14 protein-coding genes and 2 pseudogenes are annotated in these 18,229 nt (G+C 74.7%); 8 read left to right on the top strand and 8 right to left on the bottom strand.

Annotated features, from left to right (window positions below; genetic code table 11):
- Nucleotides 1-81 precede the first annotated feature (81 nt).
- Nucleotides 82-5,652 (top strand): DUF3320 domain-containing protein, encoded by a 5,571-nt coding sequence (locus FHL80_RS19125; protein WP_138734950.1) that lies wholly within the window; start codon nucleotides 82-84, stop codon nucleotides 5,650-5,652.
- Between the two features lie 16 nt (nucleotides 5,653-5,668).
- Here FHL80_RS19125 and FHL80_RS19120 read toward each other — a convergent pair whose 3' ends face one another.
- From FHL80_RS19120 to FHL80_RS19110, 3 genes are all read right to left on the bottom strand, one after another.
- Complete coding sequence (locus FHL80_RS19120; RefSeq protein WP_138734949.1) at nucleotides 5,669-6,265, bottom strand: HD domain-containing protein; 597 nt, start codon at nucleotides 6,263-6,265, stop codon at nucleotides 5,669-5,671.
- Between the two features lie 79 nt (nucleotides 6,266-6,344).
- Entirely contained in the window at nucleotides 6,345-7,313 is a 969-nt protein-coding gene (locus FHL80_RS19115; protein WP_138734948.1) for a TIGR03557 family F420-dependent LLM class oxidoreductase, read from the bottom strand.
- A gap of 66 nt (nucleotides 7,314-7,379) precedes the next feature.
- Nucleotides 7,380-7,844 (bottom strand): NUDIX hydrolase, encoded by a 465-nt coding sequence (locus tag FHL80_RS19110; RefSeq protein WP_138734947.1) that lies wholly within the window; start codon nucleotides 7,842-7,844, stop codon nucleotides 7,380-7,382.
- 156 nt (nucleotides 7,845-8,000) lie between these two features.
- Between FHL80_RS19110 and FHL80_RS19105 the strand changes: the two genes are divergently transcribed.
- Nucleotides 8,001-9,179: an RtcB family protein gene (locus FHL80_RS19105; protein WP_138734946.1), complete on the top strand. Its 1,179-nt coding sequence runs from the start codon at nucleotides 8,001-8,003 to the stop codon at nucleotides 9,177-9,179.
- A 102-nt stretch (nucleotides 9,180-9,281) separates the two neighbouring features.
- On the opposite strand, the gene FHL80_RS19100 is transcribed toward FHL80_RS19105, so the two are convergent.
- Nucleotides 9,282-11,066, bottom strand: coding sequence for a metallophosphoesterase family protein (locus FHL80_RS19100; protein ID WP_138734945.1), 1,785 nt, complete (start codon nucleotides 11,064-11,066; stop codon nucleotides 9,282-9,284).
- Between the two features lie 141 nt (nucleotides 11,067-11,207).
- Here FHL80_RS19100 and FHL80_RS19095 point away from each other — a divergent pair, with 141 nt between their 5' ends.
- From FHL80_RS19095 to FHL80_RS19080, 4 genes are all read left to right on the top strand, one after another.
- On the top strand, nucleotides 11,208-12,866 hold the full coding sequence (locus FHL80_RS19095; protein WP_138734944.1) for a purine-cytosine permease family protein: 1,659 nt from the start codon (nucleotides 11,208-11,210) through the stop codon (nucleotides 12,864-12,866).
- A gap of 102 nt (nucleotides 12,867-12,968) precedes the next feature.
- Nucleotides 12,969-13,250 (top strand): zinc ribbon domain-containing protein, encoded by a 282-nt coding sequence (locus tag FHL80_RS19090; RefSeq protein ID WP_138734943.1) that lies wholly within the window; start codon nucleotides 12,969-12,971, stop codon nucleotides 13,248-13,250.
- A gap of 13 nt (nucleotides 13,251-13,263) precedes the next feature.
- Complete coding sequence (gene fmdA, locus FHL80_RS19085) at nucleotides 13,264-14,517, top strand: formamidase (protein ID WP_138734942.1); 1,254 nt, start codon at nucleotides 13,264-13,266, stop codon at nucleotides 14,515-14,517.
- 129 nt (nucleotides 14,518-14,646) lie between these two features.
- The gene (locus tag FHL80_RS19080) at nucleotides 14,647-15,483 is read left to right on the top strand and encodes a hypothetical protein (RefSeq protein WP_138734941.1); all 837 of its coding nucleotides are present in this window, start codon (nucleotides 14,647-14,649) and stop codon (nucleotides 15,481-15,483) included.
- An 18-nt stretch (nucleotides 15,484-15,501) separates the two neighbouring features.
- Here the strand turns inward: FHL80_RS19080 and FHL80_RS19075 are convergent, their stop codons facing one another.
- Nucleotides 15,502-16,578: a DUF3048 domain-containing protein gene (locus tag FHL80_RS19075; RefSeq protein WP_246078800.1), complete on the bottom strand. Its 1,077-nt coding sequence runs from the start codon at nucleotides 16,576-16,578 to the stop codon at nucleotides 15,502-15,504.
- 219 nt (nucleotides 16,579-16,797) lie between these two features.
- On the opposite strand from FHL80_RS19075, the gene FHL80_RS19070 reads away from it, so the two are divergent.
- The gene (locus FHL80_RS19070) at nucleotides 16,798-17,151 is read left to right on the top strand and encodes a hypothetical protein (RefSeq protein ID WP_216870879.1); all 354 of its coding nucleotides are present in this window, start codon (nucleotides 16,798-16,800) and stop codon (nucleotides 17,149-17,151) included.
- A gap of 4 nt (nucleotides 17,152-17,155) precedes the next feature.
- Here FHL80_RS19070 and FHL80_RS26395 read toward each other — a convergent pair.
- Together FHL80_RS26395 and FHL80_RS19060 are read right to left on the bottom strand one after the other, a co-directional pair.
- Nucleotides 17,156-17,281 (bottom strand): annotated as a pseudogene (locus tag FHL80_RS26395) (alpha/beta hydrolase fold domain-containing protein); the annotation flags it as partial.
- 50 nt (nucleotides 17,282-17,331) lie between these two features.
- Nucleotides 17,332-17,898, bottom strand: coding sequence for a GNAT family N-acetyltransferase (locus FHL80_RS19060; RefSeq protein WP_138734940.1), 567 nt, complete (start codon nucleotides 17,896-17,898; stop codon nucleotides 17,332-17,334).
- Between FHL80_RS19060 and FHL80_RS25715 the strand changes: the two genes are divergently transcribed.
- Nucleotides 17,891-18,031 carry a hypothetical protein gene (locus tag FHL80_RS25715; RefSeq protein WP_216870877.1) on the top strand — a complete coding sequence of 47 codons (141 nt, stop codon included), beginning with the start codon at nucleotides 17,891-17,893 and terminating at the stop codon, nucleotides 18,029-18,031. The two genes, FHL80_RS19060 and FHL80_RS25715, sit on opposite strands and share 8 nt — an antisense overlap.
- 3 nt (nucleotides 18,032-18,034) lie before the next feature.
- Here the strand turns inward: FHL80_RS25715 and FHL80_RS19055 are convergent.
- Nucleotides 18,035-18,229, bottom strand: a pseudogene (locus tag FHL80_RS19055) (endonuclease); the annotation flags it as partial.

Genomic DNA, 18,229 nt, shown 5'->3' with positions numbered 1-18,229 from the left:
CTCGACACCTGGTGTCACAGCAGTCCCACGGCTCCGCCCGGCCTGGCGGGAACGGTCCGTCCGCTCCGGTAGACACCACCCATGGGCAACGTCGCGGACTTGCAGTGGGCCACCGAGGAGCCGGTCCCGCCGGCGCCCCCGGCCGTCTCGGTCGACGTCGCGGCGGACCCGGTCCAGGAGCCACCTCCCGGCTCCTGGCCGGCCGCTCCCCTGCCTCAGGCCCTGGCGCAGCTCGCCGCCTCCGTCCAGCCCGAGGACCCCGCCGTCCGGGTGCTGCTCGCCGAGGCGGCCGAGCTGCTGGAGGCCGGCACCGGCAGCGGCAGCATGGCCGGCTGGGCCGAGGACGCCGAGCGGGTCGACGAGGTGGTCGAGGCGCTGACCTGGGCGGTGCGCCGCCGCGAGGTCCGCTTCCAGGAGACCCCGACCGCCGGGCCCGACCCCGGCCGGCCGCTGCGCACCCCCGGCGAGGTGCTCGACGGCCGCGCCGGCACCTCGCTGGACGTGGTGCTGACGCTGGCCGCCGCGTTCGAGCAGGCCGGCCTCCGTCCGCTGCTGTGGCTCGTCCGCGGGCACGCCTTCCTCGGCTACTGGCGCGAGGAGCGCAGCGCCGACGCGGCGGCGACCACCGACGTCACGGCCCTGGTCGACCTCGTCGACCAGGGCCGGATCGGGCTGGTGGAGACCCGGCTGCTCACCGACCGCGGCAACACCAGCGCCGACCTGCACGGCCCGGCGTACACCGCGTGGCTGAGCGGGGACCTCACCGGCGTCCTCGGGGTCACCGACGTCCACCGCGCCCGCCGTGAGGGCATCCGGCCGCTGCCGCCCCGCACCGACGCCGGCCCGGCGGACGGCGCCCCTGCGGACGACGCCCCGCCGGTCCCGGCGGCGGCCGGGCCGGCGCCGCAGCCCCGGTCACCGCTGCAGCGCTGCGCGGACACCCTGCTCGACCTCAGCCGGCGCAACCCGCTCGTCGACCTCCCCGAGCGCGCCGTACTGCCGCTGACCGTGCCGCCGGCCGCGCTCCCGGTGCTGGAGGACCTGGTCGGCGCCGGCGCGACGCTCACGCTGCTGCCCGGCGGCCGGGCCCTCGGACCCCACGTGGAGCCCGGGCCGCGCTCGGCCGGCGAGCTGCCGGCCGAGCAGGTCACCGCGCTGCTGTCCGAGCACCGGTCGGTGCACGTGGACCTCCCCGAGGCCGAGCACCTGCCGCGGCTCCGGGCGCTCGCGCACGACGCGCGCACCGTGCTCGAGGAGACCGGCGCCAACGACCTGCACCTGGCCCTCGGCAGCCTGGTGTGGGAGCTCGACGGCTCCCCGGTCCGCTCGCCGCTGGTGCTGGTGCCCGTCGTCCTCACCGCCGGCGCCCGTGGCGGCACCCGGCTGACCGCTGACGAGTCCGGCTCACCCACCCCCAACGACTGCCTGCGGGAGCTGCTGCGCCGGCGGCACGGGCTGACCCTGCCCGGGCTGGACGCGCGCTCGGGCGACGGCACCGGGATCGACCTGGCCGCCGCGCTGCAGGCCGTCCGCGCGGCCGTGGCCGAGCGCTCGCTGCCGTGGCGGGTCGAGCCGACCGCGGAGCTGGCCGTGCTGCCGCTCACCGACGTCCGGCTGTGGCAGGACCTCGACGCCTCCGCGGCCGACCTGGCGGAGCACCCGCTGGTGGCCGCCCTGACCGGCACCGCGCCGCTCGCCGACCCGGTGCCCGGCACCGCGGACGACGTGGACCTCGACGAGCTCGCCGGCCGCTGCCCGCTGCCCGCCGACGCCTTCCAGCTGCAGGCGGTCGCCGAGGGCACGGCCGGTTCCACGTTCGTGCTCGAGGGCCCGCCCGGCACCGGCAAGACCCAGACCATCGCCAACCTGGTCACCCACGCCGTCGCCGAGGGCAGGCGGGTGCTCGTCGTCGCGGGCAAGCGGGCCGCGCTCGACGTCCTCGCCCGCCGGCTCGACGCGGTCGGCCTGGGCCCGATCACCCTCGACCTGCACGCGCGGGGCAGCCGGCCGGCCGTCGTCCGCGCGCAGGTCCGGACGGCGCTGGCGCACGCGGTCGACGTCGACGAGCAGGGCCTGGCCGCGGACGCCGAGGACCTGGCCTCGGCCACCCGCACCCTGGCCCGCTACGCCGAGCGGCTGCATGCCGAGAACGCCGGCGGGCTGTCGTTCTCCTCGGCGCACGACGCCCTGCTGGCCACCGACGCCGACCTCCCGGCACTCCCGGTGACGCCGGCCTTCGCCGCCCGGGCGGACGCCGGCGTGGTGACCGCGGTGCGCCGCGCGCTCGCCCTGCTGCCCGACATCGCCGGTCTCGCCCGCCCCTCGGCCGGGCACGCCTGGGGTTTCCTCGACACGATCGACCTGGACATCACCGCGGTCCAGCAGGCGGCCGCCGCCGTCGACACCGCGATCCGTGAGCTGCCCAGCCAGGGGGGCCTGGCCGCCGCCGTGCGCGCGGTCCGGTCGGTCGAGGACCTGGACACCCTGCTGCACCTGCTCACCGGCCCGCGGGTGACGCTGGACGTGCTCGACGAGGTGCGCTCCCCGCGCTGGGCCGCGGCCACCGCGGACGTGATCGGCGAGATCGCCGCGCTGACCGGTGCCGTGCACCCCGCGTTCGAGGTCGTCACCCCGGACGCGCTCGCGCTGCCGCTGGCCGACCTCGTCGCGCAGGCCGAGACCGCCGCCGGGTCGGGCTGGTGGGGCCGGCGCGGCACGCTCGCCGAGCTGCGCGCGCAGCTGGCCCCGGTGCTGACGCCCGGTGCGACGGTGCGCACCAAGGAGGTGCCGGCGCTGCTGGAGTCCCTCGGCCGGCTGCAGGCCGCGGTGCACGCCGTCGCGGCCCGCGCCGTTCCCATCCCCGGGCTGCAGGTGCCGCCCGGGTGGAACCCGTTCCTGGACTCCGGTCGCTTCGTGCTCGACGCCGAGATGCGCTGGCTGCGCCGGGCGGCCGCCGCCGTCGACGGCTCCACCGCCCCGGCCGCCGCGCTGCGCCGCTTCCTGGCCGGCGGGCCGGTCCCGGACGCCGGCGCGGCCCGCACCATCTCCCGGCTCCGGGACGCCGTGGTCGCCCTGCTCGCCGCGTGCTCCAGCAACTCCGCGCAGCTGGCCGCCTGGAGCGGCACCGACGGGCTCGTGCTGCGCTGGACGATGACCCGCCCCGAGCGCGGCGTGGAGTACGTGCACCCGATGTCGCTGCGCCGCTGGGTGAGCCTGCTGGACACCCTGGAGCCGCTGCGGCTGGCCGGCCTCACCGAGGCACGCGCCCAGCTCCGGCACGGGGTGGTGCGGGCCGACGACGCGGTGCGCGCGTTCGACCGCGGGCTGGCCGAGGCCTCGGTGGCCGAGCGGCTGGCCGCCACCGGCCTCGACGCCTTCGACGCCGGGCTGCACGAGAGCGTGCTCAGCCGCTTCGCCACCTCCTCCCGCGCGGTCCGCTCGCACCTCACCTCCGCCGTGCCGGCCGCCGTCCTGGCCGCCCGGCCGGCCGGCTCCTCCGGCGCCGATCGGGTCGCCGCCCTGCAGCGGGAGCTCGCCGAGCACGGCCGCGGGCCCGGGGTACGCGACCTGCTGGCGACCCACGCCGACCTGGTCAGCGCGGTGCTGCCCTGCGTGCTGGCCACGCCGGACTCGGTGGCCCGGCTGCTCCCCGCCACCCCGGGGACGTTCGACCTGGTCGTGTTCGACGAGGCCTCCCGACTCCGGGTCGCCGACGCCGTCGGCGCGCTGGTCCGGGCGCGGGCCGCCGTCGTGGTCGGGGACGAGCGGCAGCTGCCGCCCGCCGGCGGCGGGGAGGGCCTGCTGGCCGCGTGCGTGCGGGCCGGGGTGCCCCGCCGGTCGCTGGCCTGGCACTACCGCAGCCAGGACGAGCGGCTCATCGCCTTCAGCAACACCCGGTACTACGACGACCGGCTGTCCACCTTCCCGGCGCCCGGGCACCGCCCGTCCCCGGTCTCGCTGGTGCAGGTCGACGGCGCGCTCGTGCGCTCCGGCCCGGGGGCCGGCAGCAACCCGGTCGAGGCCCGGGCGGTCGTCGCCGAGGTGCTGCGCCGGTTCGCGGCCGGGGCTGCCTCCCTCGGCGTGGTCACCCTGCACGCTGCCCAGCGCGCGCTGGTCGAGTCGCTGCTGCGCGACGCCGGGGACGAGCGGGTGACCGAGGCGCTGGACCGCCTCGACGGTGAGGGCCTGCTGGTCAAGACGCTGGCCGACGTGCAGGGCGACGAGCGGGACGTCGTGGTGCTGTCCACCGGTGCCGCCCCCGCAGCCGGGCCGTGGTGGGCGGACCTCGGCCCGCTGGCCCGCGACGGCGGGGAGCGGTGGCTGAACGTGGCGGTCACCCGGGCGCGGCAGCAGGTCGTCGTGGTCAGCTCGTTCGGCCCGGAGCAGCTGCCGCTCGAGGAGGGCACGACGCTGGGCGTCGCACACCTGCGCGCCTACCTGGAGGTGGCGGCGCACGGTACCGAGGCGCTCTCCGGAGCGGGCGGGACCCGCGACCGGCACCGCGACCGGCACCGCGACCAGGTGGCCGCCGCACTGCAGGAGCGGGGCCTGGTCGTGCGCACGGACGTCGGGCTGTCCGACTTCCGGATCGACCTCACGGTCGCCCGCGCCGCGGCCCCCGACGTCCCGCTGCTCGCGGTGCTGCTCGACGGCCCGGCCTGGGCCCGGCGGCGCACCGTCGGCGACCGCGACGGGCTCCCCGTCGAGGTGCTCGGCGGGCTGCTGGGCTGGCCCGCGGTCGAGCGGGTGTGGCTGCCGGCCTGGCTCGCCGACCGCGACGAGGTCCTCGACCGGCTGGTCGCCGCCGTGGACGCCGTCCCGGCCCCGGTCGTCGACGAGCCGGCGCCCGAGCCGGAGCCCGCCTACGACGGCCCGCTCGCCGAGGTCATCCCGCTCCGCCCGCCGCCCGCCCCCGAGCCCGTCGCCGAGGTCGCGCCTCGGGCGGAGCCGGAGCCGGAGCCGGAGCCGGAGCCGGAGCCGGAGCCGGAAGCGGTCGCCGAAGGCGTGCCCTCGGCGGAGCCGGTGGCCGTCCGCAGCCTGCCGCTGGGGGAGGCCACCCGGCCGGTGCGGCGGGCGGCGGTGCCGCCGGTCGCCGAGCCGCTGGACGGGGAGCAGCCCTTCGTCCCGTGGAGCCCGCGGCCGGCCGGGGAGAAGAAGCAGCTCGACCAGCTGTCCGACCCCGCCGTCGCCAAGGTGGTGCGCCGGGTGCTGGCCGCAGGTCTCAAGGCCGAGGGCCCGGTGCACCGGGACCGGCTCACCCGGCTGGCCGCGGCAGCCTTCGGGCTGACCCGGGTCGCCGAGGCACGCCGGGACGCGCTGCTCGGCCTGCTGCCGCGGACGGCCGTCGTCGACGGCGACTTCGTCTGGCCGGCCGGGACCGACCGGGAGACCTGGACCTGGTTCCGCCGTCAGGCCAGCAGTGCCCAGCGGCCGCTGGAGCACGTGTCCCCGGTGGAGATCGGCAACGCGATGGCCGCGCTGGCCCGCGCCGCAGGCGGGCTGACCGAGGACGAGCTCTTCCGGCGCACGCTGGAGGTCTTCGGCCACCGCCGCCGCACCCCGGCGCTGCCGCCGCTGCTGCAGGCCGCCCTGGCCGCGGCCGTGGCCCGCGGCCGGCTCACCGCGCAGCCCGACGGCCGGCTCACCCCCTGACCCGCGACGGTCGAGCTCAGCCGGCGTCGAGCGGGTTGGCCCGCACCCGGTCGGCGAACCCGCCAGCGACGAACCGGCCGGCGAGGGACGACGGCTTGCGGCGGGCCTGCTCGGTGAAGCAGCCGATGAACTCCTCGGCCAGGTCCAGCCGCGGGAAGCGGTCCAGCACCTCGGCACGGAAGTCCGCCGGCCAGTCGTCGGGTCGGCGGCCGGACACGTCCAGCGCGGTGGCCAGCTCCAGCAGGTGCCCCTCGGGGTCGGCGGCGACGTCCACCCCGTCGGCCATGTGGGCGACGATGACCTCCGCGGTCCGGCGTCGACGGTCGGCGTCCCACCCGGCGCCGGCGGCGAACACCCAGGCGACGGCTCCCCCTGCCTCCTCGAACGGCAGCGTCGCGCTGTCGAAGGCGGGCACCAGCCCGGTGTCGTGCAGCATCGCGGACACGTAGAGCAGCTCCGCGTCCACGGCGATGCCCCGCGTCCGGGCGTACTCCGCCGCCCACAGGTGGGAGCGGCGGCAGTGGTTCACCAGCGAGGGCGAGTGGAAGCGCCCGGCCACCTCGAGGGCGAGGGCAGCAGCGGCGGAGTCGGGGACCAGGTCGTCGAGGGGCACGGGCGGCAGTCTGGCCGCCCCCCGGGCCCCTCGTCCCGCCCGACGACCGGGATGGCAGGAACCCAGCGGTTCCCGGCAGTCAGGACTTCGGGGTCAGCGACCGCACCCGCTCGATGAGCTCGTCCCTGCAGACGGCGAGGAAGCCGTCGGGGTCCGGGCCGGTGTTCTGCAGCACGATGTGGTCGAAGCCGGCGTCGACGTAGGGCTGCGCCTGCTGCACGTGCACGTCCAGGTCGGGGCCGACGGAGAACTGGCCGCGGATGTCCTCGGCGTCCACGGTGCTGCTCGCGGCGTCGAAGTTGACCGGGTTGGGCAGCTCGCTCATCACCGGCCAGCCGGTCAGCGCCCAGCGGCTGGTCTGCAGGGCCGCCTGCACCGCGGCGTCCTCGGTCGTCGCCCAGGACATCGGCACCTCGGCGTACCTCGGCCCGCTCCCGCCGTGCTCGGCGTAGGCCTCGACCAGCTCGCGCTTCGGCTCGGTGGCGAAGAGGCCGCTGCCGTACTCGGCGGCGAGCTTGGAGGCACCCGGCCCGCCGCTGGCGACCGCGATCACCGGCAGCTGCTCGGGCAGGTCCCAGACCCGGGCGTCCTCCAGGGTCAGGTACTCCCCCTCATAGGACTGGTAGCCGCCCTGCCACAGCAGGTTGATGATCTCCAGCGCCTCGCGCAGCATGTGGTGCCGGATCCGGACGGCCGGCCAGCCACCCCCGACGACGTGCTCGTTGAGCCGCTCACCGGAGCCGATGCCGAGCGTGAACCGGTTGCCGGAGAGGATCTGCGTGGTCGCCGCGGCCTGGGCGATCACCGCCGGGTGGTACCGGATGATCGGCGCGGTCACGCCGGTCGCCAGCCCGATCCGCTCGGTCCTCGCCGCCATCGCGCCGAGCATCGACCAGGTGAACCCGGAGTGGCCCTGCTCCTCCAGCCACGGGTGGTAGTGGTCGGAGAGCTCGACGAAGTCGAAGCCGGCCTCCTCGGCCGCCACCGCCTGCGCGACGACCTCGTTCGGCCCGAAGGCCTCGGTGGCGATCTTGTAACCGACCTGCATCGGGAGTGCCTCTCGTCGTCCGGGCTCGTCCTCCCGCGGTGCCCGACCGGCCCAGCAGGGAAACCGTCAGGCCAGCGCCGCCAGGAGCCGGTCGAGGAAGGGCACCTGGCCCTTCACGAGCTTCTCCCGGGCGACGTCGACCGGGAACCAGGCCGACCGGTCGATCTCCGGGAACTCCTGCTGCCGGCCCGAGCGGGGCGGCCACTCCATCGTGAAGGTGTTGCTCACCGTGGCCGCGGCGTCCAGGTCGCCCTCCGCCGCCCACACGGTGAGCACCTTCCCGCTGCTGACCCGCAGCTCGCCGAGGTCGCGGAACGCCTCGGCCGGCACCGGCGAACCCAGCTCCTCGGCGAACTCCCGCAGGGCGACGTCGAACGGCTCCTCCCCCGGGCCCGCCTCGCCCTTGGGGATCGACCACCCAGCGGCGTCCTTCCTGGCCCAGAACGGCCCGCCCATGTGCCCGATCAGCACCTCGAGGACGCCGTCCCGGGTCCGGTGGAGCAGGATCCCGGCGCTGCGGGTGGCGGGCACGCACCGCAGCTTTCCACGCGGCCCCGCGGGTAATGCGGGTGCGCGGACGACGCCGGGCGCGTTGACTGCACCGGCCGCGCGGCACCACCCACCCCGTCGTCCGCCAAGAGCACGCCTTCGGCGAGAACGCTGCCCTTCTGATGAAGCGAAAGGACCATGGAGAAGATCAACGGACGGCTGCTGAACTGGGCGTCCATCCTCGAGCCCACCACCCGCGAGCAGGCCGAGCGCACCGCGGCGATGCCCTTCATCCACCCGCACCTGGCGCTCATGCCCGACGCGCACCTCGGCATGGGCGCGACCGTCGGCTCGGTCATCCCGACCGAGGGCGCGATCATCCCCGCTGCGGTCGGGGTCGACATCGGCTGCGGGATGATGGCCGTGCGCACCCAGTTCGACGCCGCGGACCTCGCCGGCAAGGACCTCTCGGTGCTGCACGGGCAGATCTCGCGGTCCGTCCCCCTGTCGGCCGGCCGCTACAACAAGAAGGTGCGGCCCACCGCCGAGCCGCGGGTCGAGGAGCTGCGCTCGCTGCCCGGCGCCGACCAGGCCAACGGGGTGGTCGACAACTGGCCGCTGCAGCTGGGCTCCCTCGGGTCGGGCAACCACTTCATCGAGGTGTCGCTGGACGAGAAGAGCCGGGTGTGGCTGTTCCTGCACTCCGGCTCCCGCGGGGTGGGCAACAAGCTCGCCTCGGTGCACATCCGGCGCGCTCAGGAGTGGTGCCGCGCCCGGGGCATCGAGCTGGCCGACCGCGACCTGGCCTACCTGGAGGAGGGGACGCCGGAGTTCGACGCCTACATCCAGGCGCTCCGCTGGGCGCAGCGGTTCGCCTACCTGAACCGCGAGGAGATGATGGACCGCGTCGTCGAGCAGGTCGGCCAGTTCTTGAAGAAGCAGGGCCTGCGCACGGACGTCGAGCGGCTCGAGACGGTGAACTGCCACCACAACTACACCGAGCGCGAGGAGCACTACGGGCGCGAGGTGTGGCTGTCCCGGAAGGGCGCGATCTCCGCGCGGAAGGGGCAGGCCGGGCTCATCCCCGGGTCGATGGGGACGGCGTCCTACGTCGTCGCCGGCAAGGGCAACGTCGAGGCGCTGATGTCCTCACCGCACGGCGCCGGGCGGAACCACTCCCGCAACGCGGCCCGGCGGCTGTTCACCCGGGCCGACCTCGAGAAGCGGATGACCGGCATCGCCTGGGGGCACTCGGACGCCTTCCTCGACGAGCACCCCGACGCCTACAAGCCGATCGACCAGGTCATGGCCGACGCCGCCGACCTGGTCGAGATCCGGCACACGCTGCGGCAGATCGTCAACGTCAAGGGCGACTGACCCACCCCAGGGGCCATGTTGGCCGACCTGGCCCCTGGGGGTGCCCGGACGGTCAGCCCAGCACGGCAGCTGCGGCGACCACCAGGCCGCGCTGGACGCCGGTCAGTCCGAGCCCGGCCACGGCTGCTCGGCGGAGATGCCCAGCTGCGTGCTGCAGGCGCGGTCGTCGGCCAGCGCCTGCGGCCGGAAGTAGATCGTCGAGGCGGTGACGTCGTCGCCGAAGGCCTGCGGGGTGTCGCCGGTGGCGGTGCCCCCGGCGAGGACCGCGGGGGCCGCCGACGGCGCGATGGAGAAGCGGACGACCCGGGTGAACTGGCAGTCCGCCCCCACCGACTCGATGCTGAACTCGGTCGGCGGGCGCTTCGTGCCGCGCACGATGTTGTCCAGCCCGCCGGCGCCGGTCGACCCCTCCACCAGGTCGATCGCGCCGTCGCCGTCCTGCACGTCGTCGCTGTCGTTCTGCGCGTGCACGTGCCCGGACACCGTCTGCCGGACCACCCCGGGCAGCTCGTCGCGCACCGCCTCGGCGGCGACCGGCTCGTGGACGGCGAAGACGTCGACCGGCACGTCCGCCGCGACGGTGTCGCCGTCGGCCGGTGCGGCCGACGTCGTCGTCGTCCCGTCGGCCGCGGTCTCGGTGCCGCCGACCGCGTCGGCCACCGCCTGCTGCTCCAGCGGGTCGGTCACCGAGGTGTCGTCGGCGCCGTACGCCCCGGACGCGCCGTACACCCGCGGGTCGCTGAGCCCGGCGATCCGCAGCCCGTAGGCCTGGACCACCCCGGCGGTCACCGCGTAGCCGTCGTCCGTGGCGGTCTTGGTGCCCAGCACGACGACCCCGGGGACGGTCCGCATGATGTCCACCGTCGCCGGGGAGTCGTGGTTGCCGGCGATCCACAGCATCGGCGTGGTCGCGGTGACCGCCCGGATGCCGTCGAGGTAGGCCGGGGTGAGCTCCTCGCGGGTGCCGAACTCGCTCTCGTCGCCGGTGTTGAGGACCAGGTCGACGCCGTAGTTGGTGGCGTACTGCGCGACCAGCGGGTAGTTGGCCGCCAGGTGCATGTCGGAGACGACCATGATCTGCAGCGCGGTCTCCGGCGTCCGGTCGTCGATCTGGGCCTGCAGCGCGGCCTGGATGCCGACCACCGAGCCCAGCACGTCCAGCGCCTTGGACTGCCGGGAGTAGTACTGGGACAGCTGGTCGGGGAACAGCTGCGCGGCGGCGAGTGTGCCGGTGAGCCGGGAGTCCCGGACCCACCCCGGGTTGTAGGTCAGCACGCCGTAGCCGGCGACGGCGAGGGTGACCAGCACCGCCGCGCCGGCACCCAGCGCCCGGCGGCGCAGCTCGTGCGGCTGCCGTGGCCGGCCGCGCAGGTAGCGGACCGACATGCCCAGCGCCGCGGCCACCGCGAGACCGATCGCCACCCCGAGCAGCAGCTCGCCGACCAGCCAGGTGGCGATCCGGGGCAGCTGCGCGGTGAAGTCGGCCTGCAGCCGCTGCACGAAGCCGGGCAGGTCACCGCCGGCCAGCCGGGTGAGCTCCAGGACGTCGACGTCCTCCGGGCTCACGTGCACGCCGAACGGCACCCCGCTGACCTGCGGGAACTCCCAGCTGCCCAGCGTGGTGTCGGCGGAGAGCCCCGGCCGGGTGAACAGCGAGCCCTGCACCTCGAAGGGCACGCCCTGCACGGTCGCGTGGTAGGGGAACGCCTGGAGCAGCGCGGCCGCGCACAGCAGCGGCAGGGCCAGGCGGAACAGCCAGCGCAGCGCGAGCTGCAGGACCCGCCCCAGCACGGTGCCGGCGCGGCGGCCCGCCCGGCGGGCGCGGGCGGTGCGGGTCTGCGGGAAGGGCAGCGCCAGCTGCTCGGCGTCGTCCGGGGTGCGTGCCATCGCCGGACATGATCCCAGTCGCCGCCCGGCGATGACGTGTGGACAACTCCCGGCCCGCTCGTAACCCCGGCTACACGTCCCGGAATCAGAGGCCTCCCAGGCTCTGCAGGGTCGCATCCCGACCAGCCCAGGAGCCCGCTGATGACGCAGAGCGAGACGGTCACCCCTCAACCGCCCGTGGAGACCCGGGGGCCCGACGTCACCGCGGCCACCCGCGAGACGCTCGAGGACTACACCCTCCGGTTCGCCCCCCGGCACTACCGGTCCTGGACGCCGGCGGTGGTCGGGATCTCCGCCCTCGGCGGGATCGCCTACCTCGCCGACTTCGCGATCGGGGCGAACATCGGCATCTCCTACGGCACGACCAACGCGCTGTGGGGCATCGCCGTCTTCGCCGTCGTGATCATCCTGACCGGCTTCCCGCTCGCGTACTACGCGGCCCGGTACAACCTCGACCTCGACCTGATCACCCGGGGCAGCGGCTTCGGCTACTACGGCTCGGTCGTCACCAACGTCATCTTCGCGACGTTCACCTTCATCTTCTTCGCCCTCGAGGGCTCGATCATGGCGCAGGGCCTGGAGCTGGGGCTCGGCATCCCGCTCTGGGTGGGCTACGCGCTGTCCACGCTGGTGATCTTCCCGCTGGTCGTCTACGGGATGAAGGTGCTCACCAAGCTCCAGCTGTGGACGACGCCGCTGTGGCTGGTCCTGATGGTGCTGCCCTTCGCCTACCTGGTGGTCAGCCACCCGGAGTCGGTCGGCGACTTCTTCGCCTACCGCGGGCAGGACGACCAGTCGGCGAACGTCGGCTCGGTGCTGCTCGCGGCCGGGGTCTGCCTGTCGCTGATCGCGCAGATCGCCGAGCAGATCGACTACCTGCGGTTCATGCCGCCGCGCACGCCGGCGAACGCGCGGAAGTGGTGGACCTGGGTGGTGCTGGCCGGACCGGGCTGGGTGCTCTTCGGTGCGGTCAAGCAGGTCGTCGGGCTGTTCCTGGCGGTGTACCTCATCGCGAACATCGCCGACGGGGCGGCGATCGCCAACCAGCCGGTGCACCAGTTCCTGGAGATCTACTCCGACGTCCTGCCGCACTGGCTGGCGCTGACCCTGGCCGTCGTCCTCGTGGTCATCAGCCAGGTGAAGATCAACGTCACCAACGCCTACTCCGGCTCGCTGGCCTGGACCAACTCCTTCACCCGGGTCACCCGGCACTACCCGGGCCGGCTGGTGTTCCTCGGCGTCAACCTGGCGATCGCGCTGGTGCTGATGGAGGCCGACATGTTCGACTTCCTCAACACGATCCTGGGCTTCTACGCCAACTGCGGCATCGCCTGGGTGGTCGTCGTCGCCAGCGACATCGCGATCAACAAGTACCTGCTCGGGATCTCGCCCAAGGAGCCGGAGTTCCGCCGCGGGATGCTCTACGCGGTGAACCCGGTCGGCTTCGGCTCGATGCTCGTCGCGGCCGGCGTCTCGATCCTGGTGTTCTTCGGCGGGCTCGGCGACGGGCTCACGCCCTACTCGCCGCTGGTGGCGATCGCGCTGGCACTGGTGCTGCCGCCGGTGCTGGCGCTGGCCACGAAGGGGCGCTGGTACCTGCGCCGGTCCGACGACGGCATCGACCTCCCCCTGCACGACGAGCACGGCAACCCCTCGGGCGAGGAGCTCACCTGCCACGTCTGCGGGCAGGACTACGAGCGGCCGGACATGGTCGCCTGCGCGACCCACGGCGCGTACATCTGCTCGCTCGACCTGTCGACGGACCGGACCGGCGAGCACGTGCTGCCCGCGCACAGCTGACCGGGACGCCGCCGAGACGTGGCGGAGGGGGTGGTGCTCCGGTGGGGACCCGGAGCACCATCCTCCGCGGGGACCTCGCCGAGGCGGAGAGGAGCGGCCGCCATGGCGGTGTACGTCTACCGCTGCGCCGAGCACGGCGTGCTCGACGTGGTCGCGCCGATCGGCACCGCACCGGCGACGGCTCCCTGCCCGCACTGCACCGGCACCGCGACCCGGGTGTTCACCGCCCCGCGGCTGTCGCTCGGCTCGGCCCCGGCCCGCGCGCTGCTGGACCGCACCGAGGCCAGCGCGGACTCCCCCGACGTCGTCGCCCGGCCGCCGTCGCCGGGCCGCGCGCCGACCGCGCCGCGCAATCCCGCGCTCGCGCGACTCCCCCGCCCCTGACCCGGAGGCCGCCATGCCCGAGCTCGTCTTCCCGCTCGACTCCAGCAAGCGGTTCACCGAGCAGGAGCTCATCGGGCACAACCGCTGGCACCCCGACATCCCACCGGCGGTGACGGTCCGCCCGGGCGACGTCTTCCGGGTGCACTGCCGGGAGTGGTTCGACGGGGCCATCCACAACGACGACTCCGCCGACGACGTCCGGGACGCGCCGCTGTCGACGGTGCACGTGCTCAGCGGGCCGATCGCCGTCGAGGGCGCCGAGCCCGGGGACCTGCTGCTGGTCGACATCGTCGACGTCGGGCCCATCCCGCAGGAGGACTCCGGGCCGCTGGCCGGCCAGGGCTGGGGCTACACCGGCATCTTCCCGAAGCAGAACGGCGGCGGCTTCCTCACCGACCAGTTCCCCGACGCCTACAAGGCGATCTGGGACTTCCGCGGTCAGACGGCGACCTCGCGGCACGTGCCCGGCGTCTCCTACACCGGGATCATCCACCCCGGGCTGATGGGGACGGCGCCCTCGGCGGACCTGCTCGCGCGGTGGAACCGGCGCGAGGGAGCGCTGATCGCCACCGACCCCGACCGGGTGCCACCGCTGGCGCTGCCGCCGCTGCCCCAGGACGCCGTCCTCGGCTCGCTGTCCGGCGCGGACTTCGACCGGGTGGCGGCCGAGGCGGCCCGGACCGCGCCGCCCCGGGAGAACGGCGGGAACCAGGACATCAAGAACTTCAGCCGCGGGACCCGGGTCTTCTACCCGGTGTTCGTGCCCGGGGCGAACCTGTCGATGGGCGACCTGCACTTCTCCCAGGGCGACGGCGAGATCACCTTCTGCGGCGCCATCGAGATGGGCGGGTTCCTCGACCTGCACGTCGACCTGATCAAGGGCGGGATGGAGACCTACGGGGTGGCGGAGAACGCCGTCTTCATGCCCGGCAACGTCGAACCGCGCTACGAGCGGTGGCTGGCGTTCTCCGGGACGTCGGTGACGCTGGACGGCGAGCAGCGGTACCTGGACTCCGACCTGTCCTACCAGCGGGCCTGCCTGCACGCGATCGACTACCTCAGCAAGTTCGGCTGGAGCCGGGAGCAGGCGTACCTGCTGCTCGGGTCGGCGCCGATCGAGGGGCGGCTGTCCGGGGTGGTCGACATCCCCAACTCGTGCGCCACGGTGTACATCCCGACCGGCATCTTCGACATCGACGTGACCCCGTCCGCGGCCGGTCCGGCGCGCATCGACCCGGGGCAGGGCGCGCCGCACTCGTCCTTCTGATCGGCGGCACCGCACGTCTCCGGACGACGCCGTCCGGAGACGTGCGGTGCCCGGGGCCGCGGCATGGGATCCTGGAGCGGACCGACGATGACGCGCTCGCGGACTCGTCGCCGACGAACGGGACACCCTTTGGCTCTGATCACCTGCCCCACCTGCAGCAGCGAGGACATCGACGGCACCCCGCAGGCCGACAGCCGGCTGCTGATCCACTGCAACGCCTGCGGTCACGAGTGGCTGCGGGGCGAGGCCCGGCGCGACCCTGCCCGGCCGGCGGTGCAGACCGCGGAGTCCCTGCAGGCGTCCTTCCCGAGCGCCGCCGACGTCCGCCCGGACGTGCGCGAGCGGGTGATGCTGCTGACCTCGGAGTTCCTGATGGAGCGCCCCGAGCCCGACCCGGCGGTCGAGGCGTACCGGGTGCGCTACGCCGAGCTGTTCACCCGGGACAACCTGCGCACCGCCACCCCGGACCAGCTGCTGCACTTCGCGAACTCGACCACCGTCGCCGACCCCGGCAACATGTCCGGCTTCAACCGGGCGTGGAAGACCGCCGGCCCGGACAAGGCCGCCGGGATGGTGCGGGACACCATCGAGTACCTGCTGTTCGGCCCGGAGAGCCTGCGGCTCGAGGACCGGATGACGCACCTCGTCGACGGCAGCAAGAAGGGGCTCGGCTTCCCCTCGTTCAAGGAGTCGCTGCTCACCAAGGTGCTGTGCGTGGTGGAACCGGAGCGCTTCCTGCCGGTGGTCAAGTACACCGCGGCGGCGTCGGGCAAGAAGGAGCTGGCGAAGGTCGTCTTCGAGCTCGACCTGCCGCCGGTGGAGAAGAGCGCGTGGACCATCGGGCGGCTCGCGGTGTGGAGCAACGACCTGCTCCGCTCGCTGGTCGGCAACGACGTCCCGGACCTGCAGCAGGCGGCGCGCTTCCTGCAGTGGGCCAAAGGCCAGCCGGTCCTGTCCCGCTCCTGACACCGGGCGCGGCGCCGCTCACCTGACGGTGACGGCGCCGCTCCCGTTCGGGACCAGCTCGACCCAGGTGCTGCCCGGGGCGAGCCGGACCGGGTTGCCGTCGGGGCCGAGCAGCACCAGCCGGTCGGACACGCCGTTCTTGACCCAGGTGACCGGCATGGTCTTCCCGCCGGTGGCGAGCAGCGCCTCACCGCGGCCCTCCAGCACCGTCTCGGGCACCGGGTTGCCGGCCGGGTCGCGGCCGTCGGTGATCACCACGTCGACCCGGAGGACGGCGACGTTCGTCGCGCGCATCGGGGTGCCGTCGGCCTCGACCGCCGGGGTGCCGTTCTCGTCGCGGACCCATCTCCCGTCGGCCGGGCTCCAGGTCCAGTTCGGGTGGCTGGACGGCGACAGGGTCAGCGCCAGGGCGGCCGCGGGCGTGCCGGCGGTCACCGGGGTGGCCTCGCCGACCGTGGCGGCCGTCTCGAACTGGGGAGCCGGGGCGGCGAGGTGCTGCGGATCGGCCTGGGCGACGAGCGCGGTCGGGTCGGCGTAGACGTTGTGCGGCGCCGACCGGCTGCCGATCCGGTGGAAGCCGGAGTCCCCGGCGTCGTTGCTCAGCACCTGCAGGCCGGCGGCGGCGATCGCGTCGACGTAGTCCGGCTGCCCACCGGAGAAGCCGAACAGGCCGTGCAGCGGGGCGGCGATCGCCGGGTCCATTGGCCGGACCGAGCGGACCGGCCCGACCTCGGGCGGCAGGACCGAGTGGTAGACGGCGACGTAGCGGGTGATGCCCCCCTCGACGACCTCCTCCCACACCATGTCCGCGGCGCCGAGCCCGGTCTGCGGGCGGGCGTCGAGGGAGTTCTCGATCTTCACCGCGAGCGCCGGCCGCGCCGGGACGGCGCCGCTCTCCAGCCCGGTCAGCGGCCAGCGGACCGGCGGCGGTGGCGGCGGTGGCGGTGGCGGTGGGGCCGGCGTGGACGAGGTGGTGGCCGGCGTCGTCGCGGCCAGCGGGGTCTCGTCGTCGCCACTGCAGGCGATCACGCTGCTCAGCGTCAGCCCGGCCAGCAGGGCGGCGCCGAGGTACCGGCGGGGAGGTGCGAGTGCCACGGTGTGCTCCTGCGTCGGTGCTGCAGCGACCACCCGATGGGCGCCCGCGGAACCGGAGGTCGGTCATCGGTCGTTCTCGGCTGCCGGTGACCAGTGCAGCACCCTCGACGCCCCGCGCGCCCCATCCGCCTCTCGGCTGACTGTCCGGAATCCGCTGGTTCCTGTCGGTGGGCGCCCGTACGGTCCAGGCCGCTCGACCGACTCGACCTGGAGGAACCCGTGACCCTGCCTGCCGGGGGCAGCACGCCGCAGCTCGGCCTGGACTACCTGGAGGACGTCAGCGCGAAGCTGCTGCTGCAGGCCCAGTGGTCCGGCGCCATGCCGTACCTGCGGGCCGGGTCGGTCCCGGGCACGGTCGAGGACCTGGCGGCGCTGCTCCCCGAGGGCGCGCGGCTGCGCTTCGACCAGCGGTGGCAGCGACACCGCACCGTCACCGCCGAGCTGCCCGGTCTGGTCGTCGAGCTCGAGACACGGCAGAACGTGACGCGCCTCGTCGTGGTGGGCGGGGTCCTGACCGCCGTTGGGCGAGGCCGAGCCCGAGGCCGCCACCCGCGGAGTCGCCGGCGAGGGTGACGGCCGACGCGTCGACGTCCTGCAGCAGCTCGCGGAAGACAGCGGAGACGAAGGGACACGCCTCGCGGTGGGTGTGCAGCGGGGCGAGGCCGTAGTGCGGGACCTCGACCCGGGCACCGGCGTCGGCCATCCGGGAGACGAGCGCCCAGTGCTGCGGCGCCACTGTCCCCGGCGGTGGGCCTACAGGGCCAGCCGGACCACCGGCCGGGCCTTGCTGGTGCGGGTGCCGACCTCGGTGAAGCCGAGCCGGAGGAACACCGACAGCGGCCCGTGGAAGAGCTCGGCGGCGGACGCCGTGCGCACCGTGGTGTCGAGCGGGTACGCCTCGACGGCACGGGCACCGTGCCTGCGGGCGAGGTCGACGGCACCCTCGAGCAGCACCTCGGCGAAGCCCTGCCGCCGCTTGCCGACGCGCACCACGAAGCAGGTGACCGCCCACAGCCCGTCCTCGTCCGCGGTGACGCCGGCGACCGGGTAGGTGCGGAGCCGCGGGTGGTCGGCGCGGGGGGCGACCGCGCACCAACCGGACGGCGTGCCTGCGTCGTCGTAGCCGAGCACGCCGGGCGGGAGGGTCGCGGCCACCTGGGCCTGCAGGTCCGCGCGCCGCTGCTCGCTGCTCCGCGCGGCGTAGCCGGGGCGCTGCTGGCGGAACCACTGGCACCAGCAGTGGGATGGGTCGCCGCGACTGCCGAAGACGGCGAGCAGGTCGTCCCAGCGCTCCGGGGTCGCGTCCTGGATGGTGGGCATCGCGCGATCCTGTTCGCTCCGCTCCCCCACCGGCAAGGGCTCGGTCGCGACCCGGATCGTGACGTGGTCCTTCGCCGGGTGGTGCGGGGTGTTCGACCTGGCTCTGGGCGTCGGCCTGCTGCTCCTCGTCTGACTGTCAGACCTGGAGGAGTGGTCCGATGAGGATCTCGGTGTCGTCGGGGCGGTAGGTGTGCCATCGGCCGTCGGGATCTCGTTCGATCCGGAAGCCGTGGTGGACCTTGGTGTGGTGGCGTTCGCACAGGAGCGCGGAGTTCTCGAGTGAGGTCTCGCCGTGGTCGCGGAGCCATTCGAGGAGGTGGTGGACGTCGCA

Source organism: Modestobacter excelsi (genome assembly GCF_005930495.1).
Classification (GTDB): Bacteria; Actinomycetota; Actinomycetes; order Mycobacteriales; family Geodermatophilaceae; genus Modestobacter; species Modestobacter excelsi.
Note: the sequence above shows the minus strand (reverse complement) of the source record. Positions and strands in the feature narration are given on the sequence as shown.

Excerpts from the sequence above, each read along its gene's own strand:
- FHL80_RS19060 (WP_138734940.1), bottom strand. The coding sequence starts at position 17,898 with ATGCCCACCATCCAGGACGCGACCCCGGAGCGCTGGGACGACCTGCTC.
- FHL80_RS19100 (WP_138734945.1), bottom strand. The coding sequence starts at position 11,066 with ATGGCACGCACCCCGGACGACGCCGAGCAGCTGGCGCTGCCCTTCCCG.
- FHL80_RS19115 (WP_138734948.1), bottom strand. The coding sequence starts at position 7,313 with ATGCAGGTCGGTTACAAGATCGCCACCGAGGCCTTCGGGCCGAACGAG.
- FHL80_RS19125 (WP_138734950.1), top strand. The coding sequence starts at position 82 with ATGGGCAACGTCGCGGACTTGCAGTGGGCCACCGAGGAGCCGGTCCCG.
- fmdA (WP_138734942.1), top strand. The coding sequence starts at position 13,264 with ATGCCCGAGCTCGTCTTCCCGCTCGACTCCAGCAAGCGGTTCACCGAG.
- FHL80_RS19090 (WP_138734943.1), top strand. The coding sequence starts at position 12,969 with ATGGCGGTGTACGTCTACCGCTGCGCCGAGCACGGCGTGCTCGACGTG.
- FHL80_RS19105 (WP_138734946.1), top strand. The coding sequence starts at position 8,001 with ATGGAGAAGATCAACGGACGGCTGCTGAACTGGGCGTCCATCCTCGAG.
- FHL80_RS19095 (WP_138734944.1), top strand. The coding sequence starts at position 11,208 with ATGACGCAGAGCGAGACGGTCACCCCTCAACCGCCCGTGGAGACCCGG.